Source organism: Limnothrix sp. PR1529 (assembly GCF_002742025.1).
Taxonomy (GTDB): domain Bacteria; phylum Cyanobacteriota; class Cyanobacteriia; order CACIAM-69d; family CACIAM-69d; genus CACIAM-69d.
The window spans coordinates 21,488-32,609 of the sequence record NZ_LIRO01000135.1; the positions used below are offsets into that span (position 1 = coordinate 21,488).

Consider the following 11,122-nt stretch of genomic DNA (forward strand, 5'->3'; position numbering starts at 1 on the left):
CAGTCCAAACGATATGTCAAAAATCAGGTAAAAAATGGGCAAACTAGCCAATCTGGCGATCGCTCTGATTGTGGCCACAGGAACGATCGGAATCGCCCTCATTTCCGTCCAAAACGCCACCCTTGTTTCCATGCAGTGGTTTGGATCTCGCACCGTGCAAATGCCCTTTGGTTTCCTGTTGGCAACGGGATTTGGGGCGGGCGTGGTGGTGGCGGGTCTGTTTCCCCTGTTGCCCAGCGGTCGATCGAGTCAGCGACGTTAGCGCCAGCTTGGGCCGCAATGAAGCCCAAGGGACACGAACACCCAAATAAACACCCAAACAAACACAAACACCCAAACAAAAGATGCGCCACGCGGGAAATAGATCTATACAATAGGCGGGCGAAACCTTGCCCCATCCCACCCCCCGATCGCCCTGTGCTGACCATCGCCATTCCCAAAGGCTCCCTTCTGGCCGATAGCGTGCAATTGCTAGCCGCTGCGGGCCTAGACTTCAGCGTCCTGCTCGACAAAAGCAACCGCCAACTGCAAGTGACCGACCCCACCGGCACGGCGCGGGCCATGCTGGTGCGTAATGGCGATGTGCCGGTTTATGTGGAATGCGGCCAAGCGCAGTTGGGCATCGTGGGCTACGACGTGCTGCGAGAAAAAGCGCCCAACGTTGCCAACGTGCTGGATTTGGGCTTTGGAGGCTGTCGCATGTCGGTGGCAGTCCAGGCAGATGGCCCCTATCAACGGGCGATCGACCTGCCGGCCCATAGCCGCATTGCCTCCAAGTTTGTGCGCTGTGCCCGCGAATATTTCCAGTCGTTGGATCTACCGGTGGAGATTGTGCCCCTTTACGGCTCCGTGGAATTGGGGCCGATCACGGGCATGTCTGAGGCGATCGTGGACTTGGTGGCCACGGGGCGCACCCTCAAGGAGAACGGCTTGGTGGAAATTGAGGTGTTGTTTGAAAGCACAGCCCGCCTCATTGCCCACCCGGTGAGCTACCGCCTCAACACTTACAACGTGGGGGGCTATTTGGACGCGCTGCGATCGGCCCTGGCTCAGGTGGCCTAGGGCCTGTCGTCGGTTGAGGGATTCTAGTAGTTTTGATAATAAATTTGGCCGTCGGGCATGGTGGCGTTGGTCAAGTTTGCGCCGTTGAGGTTTGCACTGCTCATTTCCGCCCGATTTAACAGCACCTTGGTCATGTTGGCATCTCGCAAATTGGTGCGCGTCAAGAACGAGTCCACCAAATCCGCCTGGGACAGGTTCGATCGGGTCATATCCGCCCGGCGCAAATCAGCCCGAGTTAAGCGTGCATAGGAAAAATCCGACTGCAACATCTTGGCATGGGCAAATTTAGCATCCGCAAACAGCGCCATCTGACAAACACTGCCGTTGAGATTACATTCATTGAAAATGGTTCGCTCGGCCCGCACACTCGTGAGATTTGCCTGAAGTAGCGTGGCCCGCTCCAAGTTGCTGTCACTGAGGGCCGCATTACACAAAATGGCTCCGCTCAGGTTGGCTTCCATCAGGTTCACCCCGCGCAGAACGGTTTCCCGCAAATTGGCCCCCGTCAAATTCGCACGGGTCAGATCCGCCCCAGACAAATCCGCCCCTTGCAGGTCTGCAAAGCTCAAATCGGCTCCCCGGAGGTTGGCCCCTTGATAGACCCGCTTTTCTTCGCGCAGATTGGCCCCCCGCAGGCAGGCCCCTCGGGCATTGATGCCGCTGAGGTTGGCGTTGCGCAAATCCGCCTCCACCAGGTTGGCATCGGTCAAAATCGACAGGGAAAGATTCACGTTGCGCAGATCGGCCGCTTCCAGCCGGGCCCCGTGCAAGTCCGCATCCCGCAAGTTTGCTGCGCTCAGGTTGGCGCGATCGAGGTTGGCCCCGCTTAGTTTGATGTGGGTTAAGTTGGCCCCTCGCAGCACCGCCCGATTAAGGTAAGACAAAATCAAATTGGCGTGGCTGAGGTCGGCTCCGGTGAAATTCACACCCACGAGATCCGCGCGAATCAGTTTGCAGCCGCTCAGGTTGAGGCCACTGAAGTTGGTCTCACCTGCTTTGTAGCGTTGCAAGATGGCTTGTGCGTCCATGGGTCTGTTGGGCTTCCAGGAAAGAAGACAGGGAATTTTGCAGGCCGCGCGCGGAGCTGGGCCAAGGGCGATCGCTCAGGCCAGCCTCAGTGTGCCTAGGGATGCGATCGAGTAAAGACATTTTCGATCGCAAACATCGATCGTTCTGTCTCATCATCCTCATCCTCAGCTTCCATGGGTAAGCCAGAGCTAAGTTGCGTTTTTTCCGCCGCCTCGCCAAACATTTCAAAGCCCGGAAAACGTCCCGTCGCACCAAAGGATTCTTGGGCCAGGGGTTTCGGTTCCGGATCCGCTGAATAGATGGCTCGATCGAGCACGCGAATCATTGACTCCGCAGCCTGGGCATATTCTTCCACTTCCGGGAAACGATTCACCGTGCTTTGCAAGCGTTCTTCCAAATCATCCAGGGTTGGACAAGCTTCGCAGAGCCGATACAACAGGCGATCGAGCAATTCCGACTTAATAGAAGCCCAAGTATAGGCATTGAAACTGGTTTGGGGATCCAGCGTGAAAAAGCTGAGAATCTTCACCCGCAACGGGTTTGTGGCCCGCAATAATTCAAATCGCACCGCAAACCAATCGTAGGCCGCCAAATTCACCACCGGCCGGTTGGTCATGGTGTCCTGGGATGGATCCCGAGCCACAATCGCCGGTTCTGCGCTTTGGCTGGGGCCTTGGAAAGACAGCACCGTCCGCTCGTCTCCAGACTCCACCGGCAAACGCGGTTCCGTGCTGGTGAGGGTGGCTTCCCCGTCCGGATCATGACAAAGATTTCCCAACCGCTGGCTAATGCGACTGGCGATTACCCCATACACCTGAGGCTTATTCAGGTGAGCTGCTGCCCGGTTTAACCGAGTCGTTAGATGATTCATCGTGGGCGACAAGGATTGCAGCCGTTGCAGCAACCGCCCCGTATCAAGCAGGGCAATTTTCTGGTTATCGCCTTCCCAGTGGCCCGTACAAGCCAACAGCAGCAGTTTTTTAATGCGAACAATTTCTGGGTCGCGTTCTAACTCCCGTGCGAGGTCTTGGAGGATGGAGGGAATATCGCTCATAGGGCCAAGGGGTCAAAACGCGAGAGTCCAGGGAGAGGAAATCGGGCTGCACCCAAATTGAGTCGATCGCAGTCGAACCAGGGCGATAACGGGAGCTTACCAGTCGCTTTTGGCAGCATCAGCATCATCCAGGGCAATGAGCGCAACAGTCCGTCGATTACCGCCAATCATGCAAATCTCCTCCATTACATCAGGAATTAGACAACAAACGCTGTGCTCTTGCAGACTGTTCAGAGCACAGGGCGGCTGTTCGGGAGAAGTGGCATGGTCAAGGGTCACTTTGAGTATGCCTTACCCTGGCGAGATCGATCCACCAATATCGATCTCGCACGTGGTTTTCCAATCTTGTTTTTTAGTCAGTAACCGCACTCCTGTGCAGTGATTCACCATTTGTGAAGCCACCAACCCGTCCTACACTAGATTTAGGACAATTAGGGCCGTGGGGTAATCGATCCAATTCATTACCAAAATCGAGCTTCGGGCTTTTTTGTCTTGTTTTGAAAGATGTTTTTGACTGTTTCTCAATCATTGAATGGGTTATTGATTTGTTGATTAATCAAAGATCAAGAAAATGACGAGGTAACCCAGTTTGATTGAATCACCTTTTCGAGAATTGGGAAATTAGGAGTATGAAAATTCAGAACTTACGGAAATTGACATTTTTTTCGATCGATTCTCATGCGTCAACAAGGACAACCTTACTTGCTAAGACGCAACTAGGGTTCAAAACAGCCAAACGAGCGATCGGGCGATCGATCCTGATATCGATCCTGATGCCATTGCTGATTGCTGGGCTGTGGCTGACGGGAATTGGGTGCGCACCGGCTTGGGCCGCTCCGGCCGTGGCCTTAAGTCAGCAAACCCCCGTGGAAGTGGCCGTGGAACTGGGAACCACCTCTGGAGAATTGCGCTTTGTGCCCAATCAATTGACCTTCGAGGCCGGCAAGCGCTACAAACTGCGCCTGAGCAACAACAGCCCCACCAAACACTATTTCACGGCCAAAGATTTTGCCGATGCCATTTGGTCGCAGAAGGTCGATGCGGGCAACGTGGAAGTCAAGGGCGCGATTCATGAGTTGGAATTGCGCCCTAACACGGTGGCCGATTGGGTGTTTGTGCCGGTGCGATCGGGCAAATATACCCTCCGTTGCACCGTGCCTGGCCACCAGGCGGCGGGCATGACCGGCGAAATTCTGATTCAGTAGGGAGCCTTGACCTCCCCGGGGCTTTGACGGGCGATCGCCGCTTGCGGTTGGGCAAGCACCCGGCTGTTACCCAGCCCCGGCCAGAGTCCCCCAGGCTTGTAAAGTTTTTTGATAAGCTCTAGAGGGACATTGCCTTCCCCACTGTCGCTTCGATCGCTAACACCACCTGCTAACACCATGAACGTTTTTGCCGACCTGCTGCCCAAGTCCAAGCCTGCCGACTCGCAAACGGGCCCGCGCATTCAAAAAAATCGCCGGGGTATTGAAATCAAATCGAAGCGCGAGATCGAGATCATGCGGCAGGCTTCGGCGATCGTGGCAACGGTGCTGAAGGAAATTCTGGAGTTGGCAGAACCGGGCATGACCACGGCTGACCTCGATCGCCACGCGGAAAAGCGAATTCGCGAAATGGGAGCCGTGCCCAGCTTCAAGGGCTATCACGGGTTCCCGGCTTCCATTTGCGCCTCCATTAATAATGAAGTGGTGCATGGAATTCCCAACTCGAAAAAGACGATCCAAAGTGGTGACCTTGTGAAGGTGGACACGGGAGCCTATTTCAACGGGTTCCATGGCGATTCCTGTGTGACGGTGCGGGTGGGGCAGGTCTCTCCGGAGGCCGATCGCCTGGCACGAGTTGCGGAAGAAGCCTTGTTTGCCGGAATTCATCAGGTGAAGCCCGGTGGAACGCTGCTGGACATTGCCGGGGCGATCGAGGACGTGGTGAAGGCCAATGGCTACTCGGTGGTGGAAGATTTCACCGGTCACGGCGTGGGGCGCAACCTGCACGAAGAACCGGCGGTGTTTAATTTCCGAACCCGTGAGCTGCCGAATGTGCGGCTGCGGGCGGGGATGACCCTGGCGATCGAGCCGATTTTGAATGCGGGTTCCAAGAAAACCAAAATTTTGAGTGACAAGTGGACGGCCGTAACGGTCGATCGCTCCTGGTCAGCCCAATGGGAGCATACGGTGCTGGTGACGGAGGATGGCTTTGAGATTTTGACCGATCGCACCAAGGTTTAGCTGCCACAAAGGTTTCAATCGTGGCCGGCTCCAAGCCGGCCGCAGAATCGAGGGCCGGCCTTGAAGTTGCAATTTTGAAGTTTCGGGCTTGAATGCTGGGATTCAGTCTCGGCGACTGCTCAAAAACCGAGCAAAGGTTGGGAAACCCAAGCCCTTAGCCAGGCCGATCGATTGCTATTCATGGGCAATTGATCGGCCTCTTTGTGTTTTCTAGTGCATGAGCGGGCGATCGTGATTACTCAGGCCTTGAGGCCCATTCCGCTAGCCAATCAAGGCAGCCCAAGCCTGCGGCCCCACAATGCCATCCACCGTCAGGCGGTTTTGGGTTTGGAAACGGCGCACCGCATCCAGAGTTCCGGGGCCATAGATGCCATCGATCGCCACGCCCACCCGAAATTGCAAGTAGCGCACAGCGGGGCCGGAGGTTTGGTTGGGCCGCAAAATCGGCTTGGCCAAAATTTGCCGAATGTTCACCCAGGTGCGATCGCCCGCCACCCCATCCGTCACCAAACCCAAAATCGCCTGCAATCGTTGGGTGGCCGATGTGGTGGACGGGCCAATGAAACCATCTTCGGCTAGGCGCTGGTTGTTGCGATCCAAAATTCGGAGCCGGTTCAAGGTGCGCTGCAATTCCAAAACCTGGGCGCTGGACTGCACCGGGGGTGGAGTTGGCTCCGGCTTGGGTAATTGTCCCGTTAACCCCTTCACGATCGCGTTAGCCATCTTTTCGGGATCAAACAAATCCATATCCCGACGAGAATCGCAAAAACAGCATTCCACCAGGATGGCCGGCGCAGACGTGTTGCGAATCACGTATAAATGTGCGCCATTTTTGACCCCACGGCTGTTGAACCCCAGGGCCACAATTTCGCGCAGCACGGGAGCCGCCAACCGTTCGCCCGTGGCGCTGGCCGCAAAAACTTCCGTACCACTCACCACCGTGTTGAAGGAGTTGAAGTGAATCGACACAAACGCATCAACCCGGTTGAGATTTGCCACATTACAGCGCTGCCAAAGGGAGTTGGTGACGCTGGAGGCGCTACGCGGTGAGCAATTCACCACCGTATGCCCCAAGGCCCGCAACTTGTTGATTACCCTCGTGCCAACGGCCATGGTCAGCTCGTCTTCAAACCGGATGCCGCGTGCCCCCGTGTCGGGAGGGGCGTTGTGGCCAATGTCGATTCCGTACTTCATGGTTGGGTCAATGCCTCGCTGAGTCCCGGGGAAGCTGATTGGGAAATGGTCGCAACGGCTCGATCGACTCGATCCGAGTTCAGATCCAAACCCAGAATCCATCCAGTCCCGATCGATCCTGACCGATCCCGATCCATCCCGATCGATCCAAGGCCGAGCGCCGCAAGTCCCGCCCCCATTTAAGCGCAGGGCCGGAAGATTGCCCAAGCGCCTGAGACCACTGGCGCAAGTTGATGAACCGTTGATAAGTGATAAGGGCTGAGGGATTGGCTCGATCGCGCATTGGAGCCGCCGCCCGATCGCCCCCTATGCTTAATCGCCCGTCAATGTCTTCAGGCTTTCGAGGGTGGACAAAATATTGCGCGGATCCATGAACATCACCTTGCTGCTGTTGCTGCTGCCGATCGCTTGGCCCGTCGCCAAATAGCTTTGGGCGATCAGAAATTGCAGGGCCTCCGCTGCCTTGGGATCTTGCTGAAGTGACTGGGCCACAATTTTCAGGGCCTGCGCCGTGGCCTGGGCTTGCAGCACCTGCCGCTCTTGGTCAGCCCGGGCCTTCAGCACGATCGCCTGACGTTCCCCCTCCGCCGCCAAAATCGCCGCCTTTTGCCGAGCTTCCGCCTCCAGCACTTGGGCCTCCGCTTGGCCGCGGGCGGAGTTCACCGCCGATTCCCGCTCCCCTTCCGAGGTGAGAATGGCCGCCCGTTTGCGCCGCTCGGCGGACATTTGCAACTCCATCGATTCCTGCACGGCCTTGGAGGGAATGATGTCGCGTAGTTCCACCCGGGTCACCTTCACACCCCAAGGATCCGTGGCAATGTCCAGATCCTGAAGCAGAACTTCGTTAACCCGTTCCCGGGCGGTGAAGGTTTCATCCAGTTCCAACTTGCCCATTTCCGATCGAATCTGGGTCAACACCAAATTCGTCATGGCCATTTGCAGATTTTCAACCTTATAAAAGGATTTCTCGAGATCCACCACTCGCCAATAGACCACGGCATCGGCCGTAATGCTCACGTTGTCCCTGGTGATGCATTGCTGGGGCGGAATATCAATCACCCGTTCCCGCAAGGTTTGCCGATAGGCCACACGCTCCAGCACGGGAATCACGTAGTTAATGCCCGGTTCCAGGCGTTTTCCTTTGTATTTTCCCAACTGCTCCACCAAGGCTTCATCACCCTGGTTGATGATTTTGATGCCCGAGAGGGCTGTGCCGCCCAGGGCGAGGGCAAGGATCAGGAAAGTGCTCATTATGCCTCTGGTTCTAGGTTGTCTGGCCAATGCTCGATCGGTAGCACCCACAGGGTTGTCCCCTGGCGGCCAACGATATACACAGGGGTTTGCGGGGCGATCGCCTGGCTGGTGTCTTGGCAACGGGCGGCCCAGGATTGTCCTTCGTAGAGGACGCGGCCGGGTTGGCCGGGGGCAATCGCGGTGAGGGTTTGCCCCTCAATCGCGTCCCAATGTTGCTTCGGGGCGGGGCGATCGAGCCATTGCCGGGCCGCCCGAATCATCACCACCGACAACCCCAACCACAGCCCCACTTGCAGGGGCGCACTGGGCAACACCACCGACACCAGAGCCACCACCAGCGCACTGACTCCCATCACCGCCGCCACAAAGGCCGTGGGCACAAACAGTTCTGCTAAACACAACCCTGCACCGAGCAGGATCCAAAGGGTGGTTAAGGACATAGGAACCGGCTGTTCAGAAGGGAGAAGTGGCAAGAGCCGACCGGTCTGAGGCCATTCTAGCTTTCGGGTTTTGGGCTGTCCTGTTAATGAAGTCATCCAGGTGATTCATCAATTGGGATCCGTGGATCGGCGGGATCCGGAAGATTCCAGGGATACAATCGAGCGGTATCCGCTACTGTGCTTGCCAGCAATGAACGGACTTGAGCCGCCCATCTACTGCGTAAATCCAAGTTGTGCCCAACCTCGCAATGCGATCGGGCGGGAGCGCTGTAGCGAGTGCCAAACACCGCTGCTCTATCGCTATCTGTGGGCCGTGGGAGAAGTGGCGGCAGCGATTCCGGTGGGCAGCATGGTGGCCGGGCGCTATTACGTGCAAGCACCGTCCGTGTGGCTGGAGACGGAACCGGCCCGATCGCCCGATGTGCCGCCCCAACTGCCCGATCGGGCCCTGCCCTATCTGCGGCTCCATCGCTGGGCCCGCCACTTGCCTCAGTTTTATGGTCTTTGCTTAATGGGTGATCAGTCACCCGATACGATCCTGCTGGAAAACGCTCCCCTGAACGATCAGGGGCAACCTTACCCGAGCATTAATGAGGCTTGGGGTGGGGCCCGGAATCTGCGGCGGCTCCACTGGTTGCGGCAACTATTAGACCTATGGCCCGCCCTGGCAGCGGAAGGGGTGACGGCCAGCCTGCTTTCGTTGCAAAACGTGCGGATTCAGGGGGGGCGTTTGTGGCTACGGGAGTTGATGGCCGATGAGGCCGATCGGGAAGGAAATTTTCGGCGGTTGGGGGATTTGTGGTTTGCTTGGCTTACCGGTTGGTTGCCACAGGTCTCGACGGAAAATGATGCCCTGCTGGGGGTTCGGCTTCAGGACTGGTGTACCCAAATTCGCCAAGGCGCGTTGAATCCGGCCGGAGCGGCCACCCTGCTCGATCGCCTGATCCAAGAAACCCAAGCCCAATACGATTTGACGGTGATCGCAGCGGGCCTGACGGATCCGGGCCGCCAGCGATCGAACAACGAGGATACCTGCTATCCCGATACCTTTTCGCCCTTGCCGCCCGTGGGGGCGATCGATCCCGGCGTGGCGATTGTTTGCGATGGGTTGGGTGGGCGCGAACGGGGCGAAGTGGCCAGCCAAATGGCCATGCAGTCGTTGCAATTGCAGGCCCAAGCTTTGATTTCCGAGGCGATTACAAGTGGCGAATCGATCGAAGCCCCGATCGCCACGGAACAGATTCGGGCCATGCTGCGGGTGGCCAACAATCTGATTGCCACCCAAAACGACAGCCAAGGCCGGGAAGCCCGCCAGCGGATGGCCACCACCGCCGCCCTGGCGATCGCCCTGCCCCAACCCCTGCGGCCCCCCTTCGTGGAGCAAACCACCATTGCCCGCGATCTCTACATTGCTCACGTGGGCGACTGCCGAGCCTATTGGATTTCCATGGGCGGCTGCATTCCCTTGACGGTGGATGACGACCTGGCGGGCCGCGAAGCAGAAACCGGTTTCCGTTCCTATCGCGAAGCCCTAAACCAACCCAATGGCAGCGCGATCGCCCAGGCCTTGGGAGCGAAGGAAGCGGACAATCTGCAACCCCATGTTCAGCGCTGGATTGTGGATGAGGATGGGCTGCTGTTGCTTTGTTCCGATGGGTTCAGCGATCAGGGTTGGGTGGAACAAAGCTGGCGGGAATATGGATTGGGAATTGTGACCGGCACGCGATCGCTCAACGAAACCCTCAAGGCCTGGGTGGCCGCCGCCGTCGCCACCAATGGCAGCGACAACACCACCGCTGTGGCCCTGCTTTGTCGTCTCAGTCCCCTGAACGTGGGCATTCCCGATCCCTGGACGGCGGCCCCCGAAGCCGTGGCCCTGGCTCCAGCCACCTGGGAATCGGAAATGTCCGAAGCGTCCCAAGCCCTGTTGCAAACCACCAGCCGTCCTCCCCGTTCCCAGCGTCGCCGCCGATCGCACCCGGGCCTGAGCAAACCCCAGTGGATAGGGCTGGGCGCGATCGCCTTGGTCATTTTGGGGGCGATCGCCTTGGCCCTCACCCTGCGTCCCTCCGGGGGCGATCGACCCGATCCCGACCGTACGCCCTCCGCACCCACCCGCTCCACACAGCCGGGCACGCCTGCGCCCAACACCACCACTGAAGAACTCCCCGTTCCCGGCCCTTAGCCCGTGAATTTTTTGATGGCTAGTTTTTTGATGGCTAGTTATTGATCTCTTAATCACCCGTTTCCGCTGCGGTTTGTGTGGGAAAATCCAGAATCACGACCAAAATCGCGACTGGAACCGAACGCCACGTAGGTAATCCTGCGTTCTGGGCATTCCAGATCGTGCTCAACCACCCAAGTTTATTAGCGAGCTGTCAGAGGTTATGAAAGTCGGCGATCGCGTGCGTGTCAGCACCACCGTAGAGGTCTACCACTACCCGGAGCATCGGGGCAAACCCTACAACTTGGAAGGCAAGGAAGGGGAAATCATTGCGATCGTCACCGAGCACCAGGGCCGCCCCGTCAGCGCCAACTTTCCTTTTCTGGTGCAATTTGAAGGGAAGTTTCGCGGCCATTTTCGGGATGGTGAATTAACGATCGTGGAATCGTAATTGCGCAACCAGCAACCTGAGCCGATCGTCACCTCGAAATTGCCGATCATTTCGCGATCAGGGGCAAGGAGCTTAGGGGATATCGCCTTTTCCATATTTCCATCGCCGTAGGGGTTGGGTCTCCCAACCCTAACCCGGGCGATCGCTACAACCCCATCCACCCCTGGGAACACCCAAGAATCACGGGAACTGGGCGAGGAGACCCCGCCCCCACGTGGGAGAACAAGATCATCAGGGTTTCAGGCGATT

Annotated in this window: 12 protein-coding genes; 7 read left to right on the forward strand and 5 right to left on the reverse strand. The window is 57.5% G+C overall.

All coding sequences use genetic code 11. From position 1 onward, the window contains the following. Window positions 1–34 precede the first annotated feature (34 nt). Complete coding sequence (locus AMR42_RS18640) at window positions 35–262, forward strand: DUF1049 domain-containing protein (RefSeq protein WP_099535253.1); 228 nt, start codon at window positions 35–37, stop codon at window positions 260–262. A gap of 155 nt (window positions 263–417) precedes the next feature. Then, a complete protein-coding gene (hisG, locus tag AMR42_RS18645; protein WP_099535255.1) occupies window positions 418–1,062 on the forward strand; it encodes an ATP phosphoribosyltransferase in 645 nt (214 codons plus the stop codon). Between the two features lie 23 nt (window positions 1,063–1,085). Here hisG and AMR42_RS18650 read toward each other — a convergent pair whose 3' ends face one another. Beyond that, a complete protein-coding gene (locus AMR42_RS18650) occupies window positions 1,086–2,090 on the reverse strand; it encodes a pentapeptide repeat-containing protein (protein WP_099535257.1) in 1,005 nt (334 codons plus the stop codon). Between AMR42_RS18650 and AMR42_RS21435 the strand changes: the two genes are divergently transcribed. Continuing rightward, window positions 2,074–2,205 (forward strand): hypothetical protein, encoded by a 132-nt coding sequence (locus AMR42_RS21435; RefSeq protein WP_255407564.1) that lies wholly within the window; start codon window positions 2,074–2,076, stop codon window positions 2,203–2,205. The genes AMR42_RS18650 and AMR42_RS21435 overlap by 17 nt on opposite strands. Here AMR42_RS21435 and AMR42_RS18655 read toward each other — a convergent pair. Continuing rightward, complete coding sequence (locus AMR42_RS18655; RefSeq protein ID WP_099535259.1) at window positions 2,186–3,145, reverse strand: hypothetical protein; 960 nt, start codon at window positions 3,143–3,145, stop codon at window positions 2,186–2,188. The two genes, AMR42_RS21435 and AMR42_RS18655, sit on opposite strands and share 20 nt — an antisense overlap. A gap of 773 nt (window positions 3,146–3,918) precedes the next feature. Here AMR42_RS18655 and AMR42_RS18665 point away from each other — a divergent pair. Further along, on the forward strand, window positions 3,919–4,350 hold the full coding sequence (locus tag AMR42_RS18665; protein ID WP_099535263.1) for a plastocyanin/azurin family copper-binding protein: 432 nt from the start codon (window positions 3,919–3,921) through the stop codon (window positions 4,348–4,350). Window positions 4,351–4,527: 177 nt separating this feature from the next. Then, complete coding sequence (map, locus tag AMR42_RS18675) at window positions 4,528–5,370, forward strand: type I methionyl aminopeptidase (RefSeq protein WP_099535267.1); 843 nt, start codon at window positions 4,528–4,530, stop codon at window positions 5,368–5,370. A 261-nt stretch (window positions 5,371–5,631) separates the two neighbouring features. Here the strand turns inward: map and AMR42_RS18680 are convergent, their stop codons facing one another. The 3 genes from AMR42_RS18680 to AMR42_RS18695 form a co-directional block, all read right to left on the reverse strand. Next, window positions 5,632–6,564, reverse strand: a complete 933-nt coding sequence (locus AMR42_RS18680) for an N-acetylmuramoyl-L-alanine amidase (RefSeq protein ID WP_099535269.1) — start codon at window positions 6,562–6,564, stop codon at window positions 5,632–5,634. Between the two features lie 312 nt (window positions 6,565–6,876). Next, window positions 6,877–7,818 (reverse strand): SPFH domain-containing protein, encoded by a 942-nt coding sequence (locus tag AMR42_RS18690; RefSeq protein WP_099535285.1) that lies wholly within the window; start codon window positions 7,816–7,818, stop codon window positions 6,877–6,879. Next, complete coding sequence (locus tag AMR42_RS18695; RefSeq protein WP_190354579.1) at window positions 7,815–8,258, reverse strand: NfeD family protein; 444 nt, start codon at window positions 8,256–8,258, stop codon at window positions 7,815–7,817. The genes AMR42_RS18690 and AMR42_RS18695 overlap by 4 nt, the downstream gene beginning before the upstream one ends. A gap of 190 nt (window positions 8,259–8,448) precedes the next feature. Between AMR42_RS18695 and AMR42_RS18700 the strand changes: the two genes are divergently transcribed. After that, entirely contained in the window at window positions 8,449–10,443 is a 1,995-nt protein-coding gene (locus AMR42_RS18700) for a PP2C family serine/threonine-protein phosphatase (protein ID WP_143473182.1), read from the forward strand. A 202-nt stretch (window positions 10,444–10,645) separates the two neighbouring features. Then, window positions 10,646–10,873: a ferredoxin-thioredoxin reductase variable chain gene (locus AMR42_RS18705; protein ID WP_099535277.1), complete on the forward strand. Its 228-nt coding sequence runs from the start codon at window positions 10,646–10,648 to the stop codon at window positions 10,871–10,873. Window positions 10,874–11,122 lie beyond the last annotated feature (249 nt).